This window comes from Huaxiibacter chinensis, assembly GCF_022171985.1.
GTDB classification, from domain to species: Bacteria; Pseudomonadota; Gammaproteobacteria; order Enterobacterales; family Enterobacteriaceae; genus Enterobacter; species Enterobacter chinensis_A.
Window position 1 is genome coordinate 528,105 of sequence record NZ_JAJVHF010000003.1, and the last position, 19,707, is coordinate 547,811.

A 19,707-nucleotide genomic window follows, 5' to 3' on the forward strand; every position below is an offset into this window, starting at 1 on the left:
GAATCGTTACCCGGCAAAACAGACCCGTGCGGGCTGATGCCCTCACCCCGACCCTCTCCCACAGGGAGAGGGAGAAAAAATGTTCATCAGCGGCGTGAGCGCACTAGCCCCGGTACGGCTGCGTGATTTGCCGGGTAAGGCGGAATCGTTACCCGGCAAAACAGACCCGTGCGGGCTGATGCCCTCACCCCGGCCCTCTCCCACAGGGAGAGGGAGAAAAATGTTCATCAGCGGCGTGAGCGCACCAGCTGATACCGACGGGTGAAATACTCGAACGGCGCGCTCCATACGTGCACCAGACGGGTGAACGGGAAGATAAGGAAAATGGTCATCCCTAACACCAGGTGAACGCGGAAGATAAAATCAACCCCGCTGAGCATTTCCGACGAACCGCCGCGGAAAGTGACGATCCCCTGTGCCCAACCCACCAGCTTCATCATTTCACTGCCGTCCGGGTAACGCGCCGAGAAGGGAATGGTGCTCAGGCCCAGAATACACTGGATGAGCAGAATGCTCATGATAATGATATCCGGCGTGGTGGAGGTGGCGCGAACGCGCTGGTTAAAGAGACGACGGATTAACAGCATGGATCCGCCAATCAGGGTCAGCACGCCACAAATCCCGCCCGCAATCATCGCCAACTGCTGTTTGACCGCGACGGGCAGAAACCAGGCGTACATCCAGTGCGGGGTTAACATGCCGAAAAGATGCCCGAAGAATATCCCCAGAATACCAATATGGAACAGGTTGGACGCCCAGTTCATCCCGCGTTTGCTGAGCATCTGGCTGGAAGAGGCGCGCCAGGTATACTGCCCATAGTCATAGCGCAACCAGCTGCCGAGGAAGAAAACGGTGGCGCAGATATACGGATAAATGTCATAGAAAAACACGTTCAGGTAGTGTGTCATTTTGGGCCTCCGGCACTGACGTCCACATACAGCGGCGCGACGTCCTGGCTAAAGCGTCGTTGATATTGCTGCATCGGCGAGCTATCGCACGATGTCGCGTTGTCTTCGATAAACTTGACCTGCTCCTCTTCCCAGACCGCATCCAGCGCCTGACGGGTATCGTCCCGTTTTTCGCCGGAAACTTGCTTCGCCACGCTGTCGCTGGAGAGAGGCGTGCCCGCCATTTTCAGCAGGGCGTCAAACAGCTGGTAATGCGCCACCTCCCGCGCTTTTAGCCGTCCGCCAATCAGCGCCAGAATCGGCGCGACGTTTTGCAACCCCTCACGCGCTTCGTCGTCGCTGACAATGCTGAGGTATTCCAGATAAAGGGGGAGATAGTCAGGGAGTTCGCGGCAGTCCAGCGCAAGGCCCGCCTTCTCATACTGTCCCATTAGATCGACCATCGCCTGACCACGATCGCGCGATTCAGCATGAACATGCTCGAACAACAACAGCGATGTAGCGCGACCGCGCTCGAACACTTCACACCATTCGGCCTGCTTATCCAGCAGCGGGGCGCTCAGGTGCTGCTGCGCAAACGGCAGCAGCATGGGGGCGTCCTGTTCCACCAGGGAGAGCGCTTCCTCGCGGCTTTCCCACAGCGTCTCTTCCGGATACTCAATCAACAGCGCGATGATTTTCAGGATACGCATTATTCTCCCTCCCCGTGTTCGCGCACCTCGGTGATGTTGATAGCGTCGATACGGCTGCTGTTAAAGAGGTTGAATTTGGTGTCGGAGCCGTGGCACCCGTCGCCGAAGGTGAAACCGCAGCCGTTTTTCTCCGGGAAGGCATCGCGTGCCATTTCACGGTGGCTGGTGGGGATCACGAAACGATCTTCGTAGTTCGCAATCGCCAGATAACGGTACATCTCTTCAACCTGTGCTTCGGTCAGACCCACTTCTTCGATGGCGCGGGTATCGGTGACGCCTTCAACGGTCTGAGAACGTTTATAATGGCGCATCGCCATCATGCGTTTCAGTGCGCGAAGGACTGGACCTGGATCGCCTGCGCTGAGCATGTTTGCCAGATATTGCACCGGGATACGCAGGCTTTCCACGGCAGGCAATACGCCTTCGCTTTGCGGCAGGCCGCCCGCGTCCGCATAGGACTGAATGGGTGACAGCGGCGGCACGTACCAGACCATCGGCAGGGTGCGGTATTCAGGGTGCAGCGGCAGGGCGAGCTTCCAGTCCATCGCCATTTTGTAAACCGGCGAACGTTGCGCCGCGTCGATGACGTTTTGAGGAATACCCTGTTTTAACGCTTCTTCAATCACCGCCGGATCGTTTGGATTAAGGAACACGTCGCACTGGCGTTCATAAAGATCGGTTTCATGCTCGGTGCTGGCCGCTTCTTCGATACGGTCTGCGTCATACAGCAATACGCCCAGATAGCGGATGCGGCCGACACAGGTTTCGGAGCAGACCGTCGGCTGCCCGGATTCAATACGCGGATAGCAGAAAATACATTTTTCTGATTTGCCGCTTTTCCAGTTGAAGTAGATTTTTTTGTACGGACACCCGCTGATGCACAGACGCCAGCCGCGACACTTATCCTGGTCGATCAGGACAATGCCGTCCTCTTCACGCTTGTATATCGCACCGCTCGGGCAGGTGGCCACGCAGCTTGGATTAAGGCAGTGCTCGCACAGACGCGGGAGATACATCATGAAGGTATTTTCAAACTGACCGTACATCTCTTTCTGGATTTTCTGGAAGTTGCGGTCGCGGGCTCGTTTTTCGAACTCACCGCCCAGCAGCTCTTCCCAGTTTGGCCCCCAGACAATTTTATCCATCCGTTTACCGTCGATCAGCGAGCGAGGACGGGCGGTAGGCAGATGATCGCCGTCCGGCGCGCGGTGCAGATCCTGATAATCAAAGGTGAAGGGTTCATAGTAATCATCTATCTGCGGCAGAACGGGGTTGGCGAAAATTTTCGACAGTACGCCGAGCTTGCTGCCCAGACGCGGAGTGAGCTTGCCGTGGATGCCTCTGATCCAGCCGCCTTGCCACTCATCCTGGTCTTCCCAGTTTTTGGGATAACCAATACCCGGTTTGGTTTCGACGTTATTGAACCACGCATATTCCATCCCTTCGCGCCCGGTCCAGACGTTTTTACACGTTACCGAGCAGGTGTGACAGCCAATGCATTTGTCGAGATTCAGAACCATGCCTACCTGTGAGCGTATTTTCATTTTTTCGCCTCCTGTACCTGATCCCGACCTTCGCCATCCAGCCAGTTGATGTTTTTCATCTTGCGGATCATGATGAATTCGTCGCGGTTTGAGCCAACGGTGCCGTAGTAGTTAAAGCTATAGGCCAGTTGCGCATAGCCCCCGATCATATGCGTCGGTTTAGGGCAAACGCGGGTGACGGAGTTATGTATGCCGCCACGACGCCCGGTCACTTCAGAGCCTGGAATATTCAGAATGCGCTCCTGTGCGTGGTACATCATGGTCATACCCGGTGGTACGCGCTGGCTGACCACCGCACGGGCGGTAAGGGCACCGTTGGCGTTAAAGGCTTCGATCCAGTCGTTATCCTCAATGCCCAGCTCTTTTGCATCGGTTTCGCTGATCCACACAATCGGCCCCCCGCGCGACAAAGTCTGCATCAGCAGGTTTTCACTGTAGGTGGAGTGAATGCCCCATTTCTGGTGTGGCGTCAGGAAGTTCAGCGCTTTTTCCGGGAAGCCGTTCGGCGGGATTTCGCGCATGTGCGTCACGCTGCGGGTGTCAATCGGGGGACGATAGGCAACCAGACTTTCACCGAACTCACGCATCCACAGATGATCCTGATAGAGTTGCTGGCGGCCGGAAAGGGTGCGCCACGGAATCAGCTCATGGACGTTGGTATAACCCGCGTTGTAGGAAACATGTTCACTTTCAATGCCGGACCAGGTCGGGCTGGAGATAATTTTGCGCGGCTGCGCCTGGATATCGCGGAAGCGGATCTTTTCGTCTTCCTTGTTCAGCGCCAGATGGCTGTGTTTGCGACCGGTAAACTCGCTCAACGCGTCCCAGGCTTTGACCGCGACCTGGCCGTTGGTTTCCGGGGCGAGCGCCAGAATCACCTCAGAGGCATCAATTGCCGTTTCAATCCGTGGACGGCCTTTTGCCGGGCCATCCAGTTTCACGTAGTTAAGTTTGCCAAGAAACTCAATCTCTTCCTGCGTGTTCCATGAGATGCCTTTGCCGCCGTTGCCGAGCTTGTCGAGCAGGGGGCCCAGCGCGGTAAAGCGCTCGTAGGTTTCCGGGTAGTTCCGCTCAACCACGGCGATACCCGGCGCGGTTTTCCCGGGAATGAGATCGCATTCGCCCTTACGCCAGTCCTGAATATCAAACGGCTGGGAAAGCTCAGCGGGAGAGTCATGTTGCAACGGCTGCAGAACCACATCCGTTTCGCTGCCAAGATGCCCGACGCACACTTCCGAGAAGACTTTGGCGATACCTTTGTAGATTTCCCAGTCGCTGCGCGATTCCCAGGCGGGGTCGACCGCGGCGGAAAGGGGATGAATAAATGGATGCATATCCGAGGTATTCATGTCGTCTTTTTCATACCAGGTCGCCGTCGGCAGGACGATATCGGAGAAGAGGCAGGTGCTGGACATGCGGAAATCGAGCGTCACCAGAAGGTCGAGCTTGCCTTCGATAGCAGCGGTTTGCCACTCGACCTCTTCGGGCTTCACATCATCGGTGGAACCGAGATCGTCTCCCTGAATGCCGCTCTCGGTGCCGAGCAGGTATTTCAGCATGTACTCATGCCCCTTGCCTGACGAACCCAGCAGGTTGGAACGCCAGACAAAGAGATTGCGGGGATGATTGTTACCGTTATCGGGCTGTTCGCAGGCAAAGCGAATATCGCCAGATTTTAGCGCCTGAACGGTATAGTCCTGCGGGGTCATCCCCGCCGCATCCGCACGTGCTTTGATGTGTAACGGGTTAAGATCGAGCTGGGGCGCAGACGGGAGCCAGCCCATACGTTCTGCGCGCACGTTAAAGTCGATCAGATGCCCGGTAAATTTCGAACTGTCCGCCAGCGGAGAAAGAAGCTCCTGTGCGGTGAGTTTTTCGTACCGCCACTGGCTGGCGTGGTTGTAAAAATAGGATGTGCTGTTCATCTGACGCGGTGGACGGTTCCAGTCCAGCGCAAAGGCCAGCGGCAGCCAGCCGGTTTGCGGGCGCAACTTTTCCTGTCCGACGTAGTGTGACCAGCCGCCGCCGCTTTTACCCACGCAGCCGCAGAAGACCAGCATATTGATCATCCCACGGTAGTTCATGTCCATGTGATACCAGTGGTTTACCCCGGCACCCAGAATGATCATCGACCGGCCATGGGTTTTATGTGCCGTATCGGCGAATTCACGGGCGATCTGTTCGATATGACGGCGCGGCACGCCGGTAATTTGTTCGCCCCAGGCCGGAGAGTAGGCTTTGACCTCCGCGTAATCCTTGACCGCATGCTCATCGTCCAGACCGCGATCCAGCCCATAGTTAGCCAGGATCAGATCGTAAACGCTGGCGACCTGTTTTTGGCTGCCATCCACGAGCGTAAGCGTTTTAGACGGCACTTTACGAATGAGGATGGGGTCCTGCTTCACGCTACGGAAATGCGGATTCTCATTGCCACCAAAGTAGGGGAACGCCACGCCGGCAATCTGGTCATGGGTTGCTAGCAGCGAGAGCGTCAGCTCCGTCTCCTGACCGGCCGCCAGCGATTCGAGATTCCATTTGCCTTTTTCGCCCCAGCGGAAGCCAATGGAACCGTTCGGTGCGACCAGCGAGCCCGCAGCGTCAAAGGCAATTGTCTTCCATTCCGGATTATTGGCTTCATTCAAGCCGTCCGCGAGATCGGACGCGCGCACCATTCGACCGGGAACCAGACTGCCGTCTGGCCGCTCGTCCAGCATCACCAGCATCGGCATGTCGGTATAGCGGCGACAGTAGTTGAGGAAGTATTCGCTCGGGTTATCCAGATGAAACTCTTTCAGGATGACGTGACCCATCGCCATGGCTAATGCGCTGTCGGTACCCTGTTTGGGGGCGAGCCACTGATCGCTGAGTTTAGCTACCTCCGAGAAGTCCGGGGTGATGGCAATTGTTTTGGTGCCTTTGTAGCGAACTTCCGTAAAGAAATGCGCATCGGGCGTACGCGTTTGCGGCACGTTAGAGCCCCAGGCGATGATATAGCTGGAGTTGTACCAGTCGGCCGATTCGGGAACGTCGGTCTGCTCGCCCCAGGTCATCGGCGAGGCGGGTGGGAGATCGCAGTACCAGTCGTAAAAGCTCAAACAGGTTCCCCCGAGCAACGAAAGATAGCGCGTACCTGCCGCGTAAGAGACCATCGACATCGCGGGAATTGGCGAGAAACCCGCGACGCGGTCCGGCCCGTAGTGCTTGATCGTCCAGACGTTGGCAGCAGCGATCAGCTGATTGAGCTCTTTCCAGTTTGAACGAACAAAGCCCCCGTGCCCGCGCGCCTGTTTATAGCTTTTGCTCTTTTGCGGATCGCTCATGATGGCATTCCACGCCAGAACCGGATCGCTGTGCTGTGCCAACGCCTCGCGCCAGAGTTCGATCAATTTTCGGCGGACAAGGGGATATTTCAGCCGGTTAGCGCTATAGAGATACCAGGAGTAACTGGCGCCGCGTGGGCATCCGCGCGGTTCGTGATTAGGCAGGTCAGGGCGGGTACGGGGATAATCGGTCTGCTGCGTTTCCCACGTCACCAGCCCATTTTTAACGTATATTTTCCAGCTACAGGAGCCGGTGCAGTTAACACCGTGTGTGGATCGCACGATTTTGTCGAACTGCCAGCGCTGGCGATAACTGTCTTCCCAGTCCCGGTTGCTGTGCATTACCTGCCCGTGGCCGTCGGCGAAGCTGTCGCCTTTTTGTTTGAAATAACGAAAGCGATCCAACAGTTTACTCATGATGTTTCTCCTGACGGGACGACTCCCGCCCCGTGGTTACACTGTTCACAAAGTGTCGAATAGAATTGTTATGATTTAACGTGTTTCTGACGGCGGCCGTACACCAGCCAGGTCAGCAGAACACAGACGACGTAAAACACCAGAAAGACTTTCATCGCCCCCACCGGCGAGCCGGTCATGGCGAGCGATGTGCCAAATGCTTTAGGAATAAAGAAGCCGCCGACGGCACCAATCGCCGAGATAAATCCCAGCGCAGCCGCCGTGTCTGTCACCGCCGCTTGTTGTGCCTGTTCCTCCGTTCCGCCATGCAGTTTGACCTGATAAAGGGTGATCTGGCGGAAGATGACGGCGATCATCTGAAAGGTTGACCCGCTGCCTAAACCCGCCGTCAGGAACAACCCCATAAAGACCAGGTAGAACGCGGTGAAATTACCGGAACCCGAGCCGGGTAAGGTCAGGAAGATCAGCGCGCTGAACAGCGCCATAAAGATAAAATTGACCAGCGTGACGCGCACGCCCCCCAGTTTATCGGACACCACACCGCCAGCCGAACGTGCCAGGGCGCCAATCAACGGGCCGAAGAACGCCAGATGAAGAATATTAACGTCGGGAAACTGGGTTTTCGCGAGCATGGCAAAACCCGCCGAAAAGCCGATAAAGGAGCCGAATGTTGCCAGGTACAGCAAACTCAGCAACCACAGATGGGGCTGTTTCAATACCGGAAGCTGGCTGGCTATCGACGCCTTAGAGCTGGCGATGTCATTCATGCCAAAGAAGGCGGCAAGGGTGGCAATAAACAGGAGCGGCGCCCAAATCCAGGCAGCATTCGCCAGGGAGAGCGTTGACCCATCTTCCTGCGTGACGCCGTGTACGCCAAGGAAGGTAAACATCGGCAGAAAAATGACCGCCGGAGCGACCATCTGCATGACGCTCACCCCCAGATTACCCAGGCCGCCATTAATGCCGAGGGCGCTTCCTTGTTTCGCTTTTGGGAAGAAGAAACTGATGTTGCCCATACTGGAAGCAAAGTTTGCACCGGCGAACCCACACAGCAGGGCAATGGTAATAAAGACCCAGTAAGGCGTGGCGCTGTTCTGAACGGCAATCCCGAGCCAGACGCAGGGAATAATCAGTATAACGGTGCTTAATACGGTCCATTTACGCCCGCCAAATATCGGGACCATGAAAGAGTAGGGAACACGTAATATTGCGCCCGAAAGAGAAGGAAGCGCCGTTAACATAAAGAGTTGGTCAGTGGTAAAATTAAATCCGACTTTATTGAGGTTTACCGCAACGGCACTAAACAACATCCAGACGCAAAAGGCCAGCAGCAGGCATGAGACAGAGATCCATAAATTTCGGCGGGCGATATGCTTACCTTTATTTTCCCAAAATGCCGCGTTTTCCGGTTTCCAGTTATTCAAAAGATAATGATTATTTTTCTCACTTTGTTGTGACATATCACCCTCGTACTTACCCGTATTTAAAACAAAAAGGAAGTAAAAACAGACAGTTGCCTGATGGTGCGCCTTTATGAAATATTAGGATTTTTTGGGATACGTCTGAAGGATAGATAAAAATACGAACCCCTGTGTTTAGAAGGGAGATGAGGGGTCGCATTAAGTGTTACTAAATGTAAATTATAGTGTCACGCTTTACTCATTAAGAAGTATTAATGCAATTCGAGTGTAATAAGTTTGTCAAGATGGTTGTTAAACGCGATTTGATCCATTTCAGGCATATTCAGAACATAAATTCCATCAAGCCCGCAAACCAGTCCGATTAAACGCCAGGCAATATTTTCCGGTGTGTCGTGTAAAACAAAGGCTTTCTCGCTGGCGCCCTGGCAAATAATCTTCACGGTTTCCTGATGCCACATTTCCATGGTCAGAACGTAAGCCCCTTTGATTTCCGGATCGCGGGTGGCCAGAAATTGCGCTTCACGCCATAACCGGATGTAAGGCTCAAAGCCACCTTCATCGCTGCCCAGCATGCCATGCAGACGCTCGCGCCATGTTGCCGTTTCTGGAACGACTTCCGCATCCAGAAGGGCGCGGATAAGAAGAATAAAGGATTGCGCTTTGAGCTCACCGATACTTGCAAAATGGTGATGAACTTGCCCGGCGGCGACGCCCGCCTCTGTGGCGATGCGCCTGACCGTCATACCGGTAAATCCCTCTTTTAAGGCGACATGCATAGCGGCATGGAGAATTGCCTCTCTTCGTTCATCCTTGCTTAAATAGGCCATCTTTTTCACTCTCAACAGTAATGAAACGAGTGTAACAAAAAACTGGACATGCGTTCAACAATGCGTAGGATCCTCTTTTGGACATGTGTCCAGATTTCGAATAAAAAGGAAATTTATGTTTCGTCAGTGGTTAGCATTAGTCATTATCGTGCTGGTCTATATCCCGGTGGCGATTGACGCAACGGTGCTGCACGTTGCCGCGCCGACGTTGAGTTTGACGCTGGGTGCCAGCGGTAACGAATTGCTGTGGATTATTGATATTTATTCGCTGGTGATGGCCGGCATGGTCTTGCCGATGGGCGCGCTGGGCGATCGCATTGGCTTTAAAAAGTTGTTGATCCTCGGCAGTGTTCTCTTTGGGCTTTCCTCCCTGGCGGCGGCTTTTTCGCCCACTGCGGGCTGGCTGATTACGGCTCGCGCGTCATTAGCGATTGGCGCGGCGATGATCATTCCCGCCACGCTTGCCGGGATCCGTACGCTGTTCATTGAACCTCGCCACCGTAATATCGCGCTTGGCGTCTGGGCGGCGGTGGGATCCGGCGGTGCTGCGTTTGGTCCACTGGTAGGGGGAATGCTGCTCGAGCATTTCTACTGGGGTTCCGTCTTTTTGATCAACGTACCGATCGTTATAGTGGTTGTCGCGCTCGCGGCGCGTCTGGTCCCCGCACAGCAAGGACGGCCTGAGCAGCCTATTAATATCAGCCATGCGTTGATGCTGATCGTTGCTATTCTGCTACTGGTGTTCAGCGCTAAAACAGCCCTGAAGGGGGTGCTTTCCCCGTGGCTGGTGGCGGCAACGTTGCTGACCAGTGCCGGTATGTTGTTTGTTTTTGTGCGGATCCAGCTTCGCGCCAGCACGCCCATGATCGATATGCGGCTTTTTACGCATCGCATTATTTTAAGCGGCGTGGTGATGGCGATGATTGCGCTGGTGGGTTTTGAACTGCTAATGGCCCAGGAACTGCAGTTTGTGCACGGTTTCACCCCGTTTGAAGCCGGAACATTTATGCTGCCGGTGATGGTGGCCAGTGGTTTTAGCGGGCCAATCGCCGGGGTTCTGGTCGGGCGGCTGGGGCTGCGAATTGTGGCCGCGGGCGGGATGGGGTTGAGTGCAGTAAGTTTTATTGGTCTGTCGCAACTCGATTTCAGCACGCAGCAATGGCAGGCATGGAGCCTGATGGTTCTGCTTGGCTTTAGCGCGGCGAGTGCGTTGCTGGCATCGACGTCTGCGATCATGGCCGCTGCTCCCAAAGAGAAAGCGGCTGCCGCGGGGGCGATTGAAACCATGTCTTACGAGCTGGGGGCGGGGCTGGGCATTGCGCTGTTTGGTTTGCTGTTGACCCGGAGCTTTTCGGCGTCCATCGAGCTGCCAGCAGGGCTTGCAGCATCGCTGGCTGAAAAAGCGTCATCATCAATGGGTGAAGCCGTTAACGTCGCCCAGGGACTGACGCCGGCACTGGCTGATGCAGTGATCGCGTCAGCGAAGACGGCGTTTATCACCTCCCACAGCGTGGCGCTGGGCAGTGCGGGCGCGATGTTAATGCTGTTGGCCATCGGTGTCTGGTTTAGCCTGGCAAAAGTACCGAAGTAGTTTTCAGGCCCGACGCTCTGCGTCGGGCGAGTTTTCTAAAGGCGCTAATTTTCATGCGCTAACAGACAATGATTATCCAGCGCCTCAATCTCCGTACCGCTAAAACGCGCGTACTGTCCGGTCAGCCGCCAGAAAGCAGGTTGTGTTTCGGTGTATATTTCCGCCGCCAGGACCAGACGACATCGATCGTTTTCCTCGAGTTCAAGCAGTGTCCAGGGAACAAAGTAGCGCCCTGAAGAGGTGAGTTCAAACCACAGTGGGCAGCCGCAGCCAGGGCAGAACCAGCGCTTACCTCGTGCAGACGAGGTGAAATACGAGGGGGCAATGGAGGCCTTTTCCAGATCAGGTGCGGCGTTCGTTTCAAGATACATCGCAATGCCGCCCGACCATTTCTGGCAAAGCGTACAATGACAAGCATAGACGTCGAGATTATCGATATTTACGCTGAAATGACTCATCCCACATAAACAGCGTCCGGTATAGCGTTGCATGGCGTACTCCCTTATCACGCCAGATAGAGCGAAAAAAAGCCAGCCACAAGGGCTGGCTTTTTAAACCGTCACAATCTTAGAACTGGTAGGTCAGACCCAGTGCAACGATGTTGTCGGTCGCAACACCAGCAGCTTTGGTGAAGTTGCTGTCGTCAACGAGGTTGATTTTGTAGTCCGCGTAGGTGGACATGTTTTTGTTGAAGTAGTAAGTCGCACCCACTTCGATGTACTCAACCAGATCCTGGTCGCCATAGTTGTTGATATCTTTACCTTTGGATTTCAGGTAAGCAATGGATGGACGCAGACCGAAGTCGAACTGGTACTGTGCTACCGCTTCGAAGTTCTGCGCTTTATTCGCAATATAACCATCACCGAAGTTAGTCATGTTGCGGGTTTCAGAGTAGGTCGTTGCCAGATAGATGTTGTTCGCATCATATTTCAGGCCAGCTGCCCACACTTCTGCATTCTCACCGCCGGCATTGATGGTGCCTGCTACGCGACCTGCTGCAACCTGGTTGTCAGTACGGTCAGATTTTGCATAGGTAGCGCCCGCTGCGAAACCGTTCATTTCGTAAGTTGATGACAGGCCCCAGCCATCACCGTTCGCTTTAGTGATGTCACGGTCGTCGTTTTTACCCTGATACTGTGCAGCAAAGTTCAGACCATCTACCAGACCGAAGAAGTCCTGGTTACGGTAGGTTGCAACACCCGTGGTACGGCCGGTCATGAAGGCATCGGTCTGAGTCCAGGTGTCACCGCCAAATTCTGGCAGTACGTCAGTCCATGCGCCGATGTCGTAAGCAACACCGTAGTTACGACCGTAGTCGAATGAGCCAAATTCGTTGAATTTCAGACCCGCGAATGCCAGACGCGTTTTGTTGCCTTTGTCGCCGTTGGATTCGTCGTTATTGCCTTTGAATTCGTATTCCCACTGACCGTAACCGGTCATCTGGTCGTTGATCTGAGTTTCACCTTTGAAGCCCAGACGAACATAAGTTTTGTCGCCGTCGTCGCTGCTATTGTCAGAGAAATAGTGCAGGCCGGTTACTTTGCCGTACAGATCCAGTTTGTTACCGTCTTTGTTATAAACTTCGGCAGCGTTTACCGCGCCTGCCGCCAACATGGAAGTTACTGCCACTGCAACTAATTTAAGATTCATTGTTAAAACCCTTATAATTTTATTTAGGTATTTCCTGTGCCATTTCTAAACAATTAGTAAACGAGGCTGTTCGTCAACGGCATGCTATTTTTAAGAATCTAATAGCCTTGTTTCAATAATAAGTTTCAAATTATTACTTATAATTTCAAAGAGTGTGATCGGGATCGGATAAATGCGCCTGAAAAGGCTGAAATTGGCTAATAATTAGGCCAAATATCACTATTTCATCATGTTTATCATTCACGATTAAATAGTTTATTGTCGTTTTAGTTTTGGTGGTTAATTATCGTTTCTCGTGAATGAAATGCTTAAATAATACGCAGCGCAATAACCTGAAAACAATAGCTTAGAGATTTATCTGACTACTTATCAAACAATTTATTTTGAAATATCCAGAAACACACTATTGCGATTTGTGCTATATCGGGCGGTAATATAAGAAGGGCACTAATAACAACTGTTGTCAGTTTATGTCAATATAAATGTAAGGGAACATTACGGGTGAGCAATATAAACAATTATTAAACAGAGACGCTACGTAATAAATTGAGATTTTGACGCAGGATCACACTATCAACCCACACGTGGCGTCGCCGGGAATAATTTTGTCCGGCGACGAAGCGCATTCATTAACGACGAGTGGCGTACCAACAGAGAAGCGAACCCGCGCATACCATGATGGCGCCTTGCCAGAAGGCAAAGGAGAGAGGGGCACTCAGCAGAATCGCCGCCAGTGCTGCTGAAAGCACAGGGGTGAAATAGGAGACGGTGGCCAGCACGGAAACATTGCCGTGGAGGATACCTATATTCCACGATGCGTAACCAAAACCCAGCGCCACGCCGCACATCAATAATTTGATCACGACGGGGAGGCTAAACACCATCTCTGGCTGTTCACTCAGTAGATATTTCAACCATAAACTCACGGCCGTCAGAAGCACAAAGAGCGTGATGCCGTTCTGCCCTTTGGCATATTTACTGGTCACCGTGCAGTAGGCGGCCCAGATAAATGCGCCCGCGCAGGCCAGGCCGTAGCTAAGCGGACTGGAGACAATATTGGCGATTATCTCATCAATATGAAGCCCGCGTTCTCCCCCCAATACCCACGCGATGCCCAGGATCGAAAGTAATAATCCCGGCACGACCCACAGGTTCGATTTTTGACCATTGAACAGAATGGCAAACACAATCGTCAGGCTTGGCCAAAGATAATTGACCATGCCCACTTCGATGGCCTGTTGACGAGTTGCGGCATAGCCCAGAGAGAGCGCAAGGCAAATTTCATAGCTCACAAATAAAACGCTGCCTGCAATAAGATAGCGTGGCGAAAAACGTTTAAGTTCAGGAAAGCCTACCGTCGCCAGACATAATAATCCGCTCACGGTATAGATCATTGCTGCGCCGCCCACTGGCCCCAGGCCTTCACTGACGCCCCGAATAAGCCCAACCATCGTACTCCAGAGAAATATGGCGGCCAGACCAATCAGCGTCGCTCTCTTTTTGTCCATCATTTATCCAATGAAATTCTTAACATGGGGCGAATTTATAGCATTTTTTCAGGTGCTTCCGCGAACCTTACGCGCAATCTGTAACCCCTTAGGATTAAAGAATCGTCACAAGGGCGACTATTTAGGGGGCGAAAAATGGCGACATTGATTTGACGCAAAAAACGCAGGGGTATTGCTGTTAGTTTGCGCCGCGAAGTCTTAATTAATAACGAGGACAACAATGGACGTCAGCCGCAGAAAGTTTTTTAAAATCTGTGCAGGCGGTATGGCCGGAACGACAGCTGCTGCGTTGGGATTTGCGCCCAAAATTGCACTGGCTCAGTCGCGCAACTTTAAGCTGCTGCGCGCCAAAGAGATTCGTAACACCTGCACGTACTGCTCTGTTGGATGCGGGCTATTGATGTATAGCCTGGGCGATGGCGCGAAGAACGCCAAAGAAGCGATTTACCATATTGAAGGGGATCCGGATCATCCGGTGAGCCGTGGGGCACTGTGTCCGAAAGGCGCGGGCCTGCTGGATTATGTCCACAGCGAAAATCGTCTGCGTTATCCTGAATACCGTGCGCCGGGTTCCGATAAATGGCAGCGGATCTCGTGGAATGAGGCGTTTTCCAGGATTGCAAAACTGATGAAAGCTGACCGCGATGCCAACTTCGTTGAGAAAAACGACAAGGGCGTAACGGTTAACCGCTGGCTTTCCACCGGGATGCTTTGCGCATCCGCGGCAAGTAATGAAACCGGCATGCTGACGCAAAAATTTGTGCGTTCACTCGGCATGCTGGCGGTAGACAACCAGGCGCGCGTCTGACACGGACCAACGGTAGCAAGTCTTGCTCCAACATTTGGTCGCGGTGCGATGACCAACCACTGGGTTGATATCAAAAACGCAAACGTCGTCGTGGTGATGGGCGGTAACGCTGCTGAAGCACACCCGGTCGGGTTCCGCTGGGCGATGGAAGCGAAAAACAATAACGACGCGACGCTTATCGTCGTCGATCCCCGCTTTACGCGTACGGCATCGGTGGCAGATATCTATGCGCCTATTCGCTCCGGTACGGACATTACGTTCCTCTCGGGCGTGCTGCTGTATCTGATTGAAAACAACAAAATCAATGATGAGTACGTCAAGCACTACACCAACGCCAATTTACTGGTGCGGGACGATTTTGCCTTTGACGACGGCTTATTCAGTGGTTACGACGCCGATAAACGGCAGTACGACAAATCCTCCTGGAACTATCAGTTCGACGAGAACGGCTATGCGAAACGCGATGAAACCCTGACCGATCCGCGCTGCGTGTGGAACTTGCTGAAACAGCACGTCTCCCGCTATACGCCGGACGTGGTGGAGAACATTTGCGGCACGCCAAAAGCGGACTTCCTGAAGGTTTGCGAAGTGCTGGCCTCCACCAGTGCAGCCGACCGTACCACTACGTTCCTGTATGCACTGGGTTGGACGCAACACACCGTGGGGGCGCAGAACATCCGTACCATGGCGATGATCCAGCTTCTGCTTGGCAATATGGGCATGGCGGGAGGTGGGGTGAATGCGCTGCGCGGGCACTCTAATATTCAGGGTCTGACCGATCTCGGTTTGCTGTCCACCAGCCTGCCCGGATACCTGACGCTGCCTTCAGACAAACAGGCGGATTTGCAGACCTATCTTGCGGCTAATACGCCAAAAGCCACGCTGGCTGAGCAGGTGAACTACTGGGGTAACTATCCTAAGTTCTACGTCAGCCTGATGAAATCTTTCTACGGCGATGCGGCGCAAAAAGAGAACGACTGGGGCTTTGAGTGGTTGCCGAAGTGGGACCAGGCATACGACGTTATCAAATATTTCAATATGATGGATAAGGGCCAGGTCACGGGCTATATCTGCCAGGGCTTTAACCCGGTTGCGTCGTTCCCGGATAAAAACAAGGTCGTTCGCAGCCTGAGCAAACTGAAGTATATGGTGGTGATTGATCCCCTGGTCACGGAAACCTCCAACTTCTGGCAAAACCACGGCGAGATGAATGACGTGGATACGGCGTCTATTCAGACGGAAGTCTTCCGTCTGCCGTCGACCTGCTTTGCCGAGGAAGACGGATCGATAGCCAACTCCGGTCGCTGGTTGCAGTGGCACTGGAAAGGCCAGGATGCGCCGGGCGAAGCGCGCAACGACGGTGAAATCCTTGCCGGAATTTATCATCGTTTGCGTGAGATGTACCGCAGCGAAGGCGGCAAGGGCGCTGAACCGCTGTTGAAGATGAGCTGGGAATACAAACAGCCCGATCATCCGGAATCCGAAGAGGTCGCGAAGGAAAACAACGGCGTGGCGCTGGCGGATCTGTACGACGCTAACGGCACTCTGCTGGCGAAAAAAGGCCAGCTGCTTAACAGCTTTGCGCTTTTGCGTGATGACGGCACGACAGCCTCATCCTGCTGGATTTATGCCGGGAGCTGGACGGAACAAGGCAACCAGATGGCCAACCGCGATAACGCTGATCCGTCAGGATTGGGGAATACGCTGGGCTGGGCGTGGGCATGGCCGCTAAACCGTCGTGTGCTGTATAACCGCGCCTCAGCGGATGTCAACGGCAAGCCGTGGGATCCGAAACGGATGCTCATCGAATGGAACGGGACGAAATGGGCGGGGAACGATATCCCGGACTTTAACACCGCGCCGCCGGGCAGTGCGACCAATCCGTTTATCATGCAGCCGGAAGGGCTGGGACGACTGTTTGCTCTGGATAAGCTGGCGGAAGGCCCGTTCCCGGAACACTACGAGCCAATGGAAACGCCGCTGGGGACAAACCCGCTGCACCCGAATGTGATTTCAAGCCCCGTTGTGCGTCTGTACGAAGAAGATGCGCTGCGTCTGGGCAAGAAAGACAAATTCCCGTACGTGGGCACAACCTATCGTCTGACCGAACATTTCCACACCTGGACTAAGCATGCGCGTTTGAACGCCATCGCGCAGCCAGAACAGTTTGTGGAGATCAGTGAAACGCTGGCAAAAGCGAAAGGTATCGCTAACGGTGACCACGTGAAGGTGAGCAGCAAGCGCGGCTTCATACGTGCCGTCGCGGTGGTTACGCGCCGTCTGCAGACCCTGAACGTTCACGGTCAGCAGGTGGAAACGGTAGGGATTCCTCTGCACTGGGGCTTTGAAGGCGTGGCCCAGAAAGGGTATATCGCTAACACCCTGACGCCAAACGTCGGCGATTCCAACTCGCAAACGCCAGAGTACAAGGCGTTTTTGGTCAACATCGAGAAAGCGTAAGGAGCGAATAAATGGCAATGGAAACACAAGACATTATTAAACGCTCCGCTACCAACGCAATGACGCCCGCACCTCGTGTGCGGGACTATAAAGCGGAAGTCGCCAAGCTGATTGATGTCTCCTCCTGCGTGGGTTGCAAAGCCTGCCAGGTGGCCTGCTCAGAGTGGAATGATATCCGTGACGAGGTGGGGCACTGCGTGGGCGTCTATGACAATCCGGCCGATCTCAGCGCGAAGTCCTGGACGGTGATGCGCTTTAGCGAAACCGATCAGAACGGCAAGCTGGAGTGGTTGATCCGCAAAGACGGCTGCATGCACTGCGAAGATCCGGGGTGTCTGAAAGCGTGCCCGTCCGCCGGGGCGATTATTCAGTATGCAAACGGGATCGTCGATTTTCAGCAGGATAACTGCATCGGCTGCGGCTACTGTATTGCCGGTTGCCCGTTCAATGTTCCGCGCCTGAATAAAGAGGATAACCGGGTATACAAATGCACCCTCTGCGTTGATCGGGTGAGCGTGGGGCAGGAACCTGCATGTGTCAAAACATGCCCAACCGGTGCTATCCATTTTGGGACCAAAAAAGAGATGCTGGAAGTGGCGCAGCAACGCGTCGATAAGCTGAAGGCGCGCGGCTATGCAAATGCGGGGATCTACAATCCGCAGGGCGTGGGTGGGACACATGTGATGTATGTCCTGCACCACAATGACCAGCCAGAGCTCTATCACAACCTGCCAAAAGAGCCGGCGATTGATACGTCAATCAATCTGTGGAAAGGCGCATTGAAACCGCTTGCCGCAGCCGGGTTCATCGCCACCTTTGCCGGATTGATTTATCACTACATCGGTATCGGGCCAAACAAAGAAGTGGATGATGAGGAGGAAGATCGTCATGAGTAAGTCAAAGATGATCGTGCGCACGAAATTTATTGACCGCGCCTGTCACTGGACGGTGGTGATCTGCTTCTTTCTGGTGGCGGTTTCCGGGATATCGTTCTTCTTCCCGACGCTGCAATGGCTGACCGAAACCTTCGGCACACCGCAGATGGGCCGCATTTTGCATCCGTTCTTTGGCGTACTGATCTTCGTGGTGCTGATGTTTATGTTCGCGCGTTTCGTTCATCACAATATCCCGGATAAGCAGGATATTCCCTGGGTGAAGGGGATTGTTGAAGTTCTGAAAGGCAACGAACATAAAGTCGCGAAAGTGGGCAAATACAATGCCGGACAAAAAATGATGTTCTGGACCATCATGAGCATGATTTTCGTGCTGCTGGTGACCGGCGTTATCATCTGGCGTCCGTATTTCGCACCGTATTTCCCGATGCAGGTGATTCGTTATAGTCTGCTCATTCACGCGACGTCGGCAATCATTTTGATCCACGCAATCCTCATCCACATGTATATGGCGTTCTGGGTGAAAGGATCAATCAAAGGCATGATTGAAGGGAAGGTGAGCCGCCGCTGGGCGCAAAAACACCATCCTCGCTGGTATCGCGACGTTGAGCGCATGGAAGCGAAAAAAGAGAGCACCGAAGGCATGAAATAACGCCTGCGCCGCCGGTACGTCCCGGCGGCGTTTTACCTTTCTCTTAACTTCAGTTAGAAGCGTTCGGCAATATAGCGGAACGGATAATCGGTCGGTTTTGTTTTACCGATTTTACGCCGGGGCAGTTTGACCTCTTCAACCGGCAGCGTTTTATAAGGGATCTGCGAAAGCAGATGAGAAATGACGTTTAAGCGCACCCGTTTTTTATCTTCTGAACGTGCCACGAACCACGGCGCCCAGGCGGTATCCGTAGCGGCAAACATGGCGTCGCGCGCCACGGTGTATTCATCCCACAGCTTGAACGATTTGATATCCATCGGAGAGAGCTTCCACGTTTTCCGCCCGTCATTGATGCGATCGCGTAACCGGCGCTCCTGCTCTTTGGGCGTCACCTCCAGCCAGTATTTCAACAGAATAATCCCGGCGTCGACCATCGCTTTTTCGATAATAGGGGCGCCATCCAGGAATTTTTCAACCTGATCGGGCGTGCAAAATCCCATGACCCGTTCCACGCCCGCCCGGTTATACCAGCTGCGATCGAATATCACGATCTCACCCGCAGAGGGCAGATGTGGCACATATCGTTGAAAATAGAGCTGGCTTTTTTCTTTGTCGGTCGGCGCGGGCAGGGCAACCACGCGAAAAACGCGCGGACTGACGCGCTCGGTCATCGCTTTAATCGTCCCGCCTTTTCCGGCACCGTCCCGCCCTTCAAAGACGATACACACCTTAAGACCTTTAGTGACAACCCACTGTTGAAGCTTAACCAGTTCTACATGCAGGCGGCGAAGCTCTTTTTCATACTCTTTGTTTTTGAGCGGGGCATGTTTAACGACATCGACAGCGGTACTGGCTTTCTTCTTGCTGACCATACTGGTTTCCTCTGGCTGATCTGTCGCGGAAAAGGGGACATCCCACATTGAGTGTAAACGACCTGAAATAATGGATTAACCTGTCAGTCGGCGGATTTGAACTGGTTCACCATACAAGTTTGTTTGATAATGGCGGCAGCACTC

14 protein-coding genes are annotated in these 19,707 nt (G+C 53.7%); 4 read left to right on the forward strand and 10 right to left on the reverse strand.

The genetic code is table 11. The features are described from left to right. Positions 1-227: 227 nt before the first annotated feature. From narI to LZP96_RS11460, 6 genes are all read right to left on the reverse strand, one after another. Entirely contained in the window at positions 228-908 is a 681-nt protein-coding gene (narI, locus tag LZP96_RS11435; protein WP_064326193.1) for a respiratory nitrate reductase subunit gamma, read from the reverse strand. Beyond that, positions 905-1,600, reverse strand: coding sequence for a nitrate reductase molybdenum cofactor assembly chaperone (narW, locus tag LZP96_RS11440; protein WP_064326192.1), 696 nt, complete (start codon positions 1,598-1,600; stop codon positions 905-907). The genes narI and narW overlap by 4 nt, the downstream gene beginning before the upstream one ends. After that, positions 1,600-3,144, reverse strand: a complete 1,545-nt coding sequence (narH, locus tag LZP96_RS11445; RefSeq protein ID WP_064326191.1) for a nitrate reductase subunit beta — start codon at positions 3,142-3,144, stop codon at positions 1,600-1,602. Before narH ends, narW begins: the two co-directional genes overlap by 1 nt. Then, positions 3,141-6,881 carry a nitrate reductase subunit alpha gene (locus tag LZP96_RS11450; protein WP_064326190.1) on the reverse strand — a complete coding sequence of 1,247 codons (3,741 nt, stop codon included), beginning with the start codon at positions 6,879-6,881 and terminating at the stop codon, positions 3,141-3,143. Before LZP96_RS11450 ends, narH begins: the two co-directional genes overlap by 4 nt. Before the next feature lie 68 nt (positions 6,882-6,949). After that, positions 6,950-8,341 (reverse strand): NarK family nitrate/nitrite MFS transporter, encoded by a 1,392-nt coding sequence (locus LZP96_RS11455; protein ID WP_064326189.1) that lies wholly within the window; start codon positions 8,339-8,341, stop codon positions 6,950-6,952. A 212-nt stretch (positions 8,342-8,553) separates the two neighbouring features. Continuing rightward, positions 8,554-9,129: a TetR family transcriptional regulator gene (locus LZP96_RS11460; RefSeq protein ID WP_064326188.1), complete on the reverse strand. Its 576-nt coding sequence runs from the start codon at positions 9,127-9,129 to the stop codon at positions 8,554-8,556. Between the two features lie 115 nt (positions 9,130-9,244). On the opposite strand from LZP96_RS11460, the gene LZP96_RS11465 reads away from it, so the two are divergent. Next, positions 9,245-10,720 carry an MFS transporter gene (locus tag LZP96_RS11465; protein ID WP_258926024.1) on the forward strand — a complete coding sequence of 492 codons (1,476 nt, stop codon included), beginning with the start codon at positions 9,245-9,247 and terminating at the stop codon, positions 10,718-10,720. A gap of 44 nt (positions 10,721-10,764) precedes the next feature. On the opposite strand, the gene LZP96_RS11470 is transcribed toward LZP96_RS11465, so the two are convergent. The 3 genes from LZP96_RS11470 to yddG all read right to left on the reverse strand — a co-directional run bounded on the left by LZP96_RS11470 (position 10,765) and on the right by yddG (position 13,878). Then, positions 10,765-11,211 carry a GFA family protein gene (locus tag LZP96_RS11470; protein ID WP_064326186.1) on the reverse strand — a complete coding sequence of 149 codons (447 nt, stop codon included), beginning with the start codon at positions 11,209-11,211 and terminating at the stop codon, positions 10,765-10,767. Positions 11,212-11,287: 76 nt separating this feature from the next. Then, on the reverse strand, positions 11,288-12,370 hold the full coding sequence (gene ompC / locus LZP96_RS11475; protein ID WP_064326185.1) for a porin OmpC: 1,083 nt from the start codon (positions 12,368-12,370) through the stop codon (positions 11,288-11,290). Positions 12,371-12,999: 629 nt separating this feature from the next. Then, positions 13,000-13,878 carry an aromatic amino acid DMT transporter YddG gene (yddG, locus tag LZP96_RS11480; protein ID WP_064328132.1) on the reverse strand — a complete coding sequence of 293 codons (879 nt, stop codon included), beginning with the start codon at positions 13,876-13,878 and terminating at the stop codon, positions 13,000-13,002. 220 nt (positions 13,879-14,098) lie between these two features. On the opposite strand from yddG, the gene fdnG reads away from it, so the two are divergent. From fdnG to fdnI, 3 genes are read left to right on the forward strand one after another with little or no spacing between them, the layout of a single operon-like run. Further along, positions 14,099-17,146, forward strand: a complete 3,048-nt coding sequence (gene fdnG / locus LZP96_RS11485; RefSeq protein WP_087892602.1) for a formate dehydrogenase-N subunit alpha — start codon at positions 14,099-14,101, stop codon at positions 17,144-17,146. Positions 17,147-17,157: 11 nt separating this feature from the next. After that, positions 17,158-18,042 carry a formate dehydrogenase subunit beta gene (gene fdxH / locus LZP96_RS11490; RefSeq protein ID WP_258926025.1) on the forward strand — a complete coding sequence of 295 codons (885 nt, stop codon included), beginning with the start codon at positions 17,158-17,160 and terminating at the stop codon, positions 18,040-18,042. Then, positions 18,035-18,691, forward strand: coding sequence for a formate dehydrogenase-N subunit gamma (gene fdnI / locus LZP96_RS11495; protein ID WP_064326181.1), 657 nt, complete (start codon positions 18,035-18,037; stop codon positions 18,689-18,691). Before fdxH ends, fdnI begins: the two co-directional genes overlap by 8 nt. Positions 18,692-18,744: 53 nt before the next feature. Here the strand turns inward: fdnI and ppk2 are convergent, their stop codons facing one another. Further along, positions 18,745-19,563 (reverse strand): polyphosphate kinase 2, encoded by an 819-nt coding sequence (gene ppk2 / locus LZP96_RS11500; protein WP_064326180.1) that lies wholly within the window; start codon positions 19,561-19,563, stop codon positions 18,745-18,747. Positions 19,564-19,707: the final 144 nt, after the last annotated feature.

Bases quoted from the DNA above. Each gene is read 5' to 3' on its own strand.
- ompC (WP_064326185.1), bottom strand. From the start codon at position 12,370: ATGAATCTTAAATTAGTTGCAGTGGCAGTAACTTCCATGTTGGCGGCA.
- LZP96_RS11455 (WP_064326189.1), bottom strand. From the start codon at position 8,341: ATGTCACAACAAAGTGAGAAAAATAATCATTATCTTTTGAATAACTGG.
- narW (WP_064326192.1), bottom strand. From the start codon at position 1,600: ATGCGTATCCTGAAAATCATCGCGCTGTTGATTGAGTATCCGGAAGAG.
- ppk2 (WP_064326180.1), bottom strand. From the start codon at position 19,563: ATGGTCAGCAAGAAGAAAGCCAGTACCGCTGTCGATGTCGTTAAACAT.
- fdnI (WP_064326181.1), top strand. From the start codon at position 18,035: ATGAGTAAGTCAAAGATGATCGTGCGCACGAAATTTATTGACCGCGCC.
- LZP96_RS11460 (WP_064326188.1), bottom strand. From the start codon at position 9,129: ATGGCCTATTTAAGCAAGGATGAACGAAGAGAGGCAATTCTCCATGCC.
- LZP96_RS11465 (WP_258926024.1), top strand. From the start codon at position 9,245: ATGTTTCGTCAGTGGTTAGCATTAGTCATTATCGTGCTGGTCTATATC.
- fdxH (WP_258926025.1), top strand. From the start codon at position 17,158: ATGGCAATGGAAACACAAGACATTATTAAACGCTCCGCTACCAACGCA.
- LZP96_RS11450 (WP_064326190.1), bottom strand. From the start codon at position 6,881: ATGAGTAAACTGTTGGATCGCTTTCGTTATTTCAAACAAAAAGGCGAC.
- LZP96_RS11470 (WP_064326186.1), bottom strand. From the start codon at position 11,211: ATGCAACGCTATACCGGACGCTGTTTATGTGGGATGAGTCATTTCAGC.
- narI (WP_064326193.1), bottom strand. From the start codon at position 908: ATGACACACTACCTGAACGTGTTTTTCTATGACATTTATCCGTATATC.
- narH (WP_064326191.1), bottom strand. From the start codon at position 3,144: ATGAAAATACGCTCACAGGTAGGCATGGTTCTGAATCTCGACAAATGC.
- yddG (WP_064328132.1), bottom strand. From the start codon at position 13,878: ATGGACAAAAAGAGAGCGACGCTGATTGGTCTGGCCGCCATATTTCTC.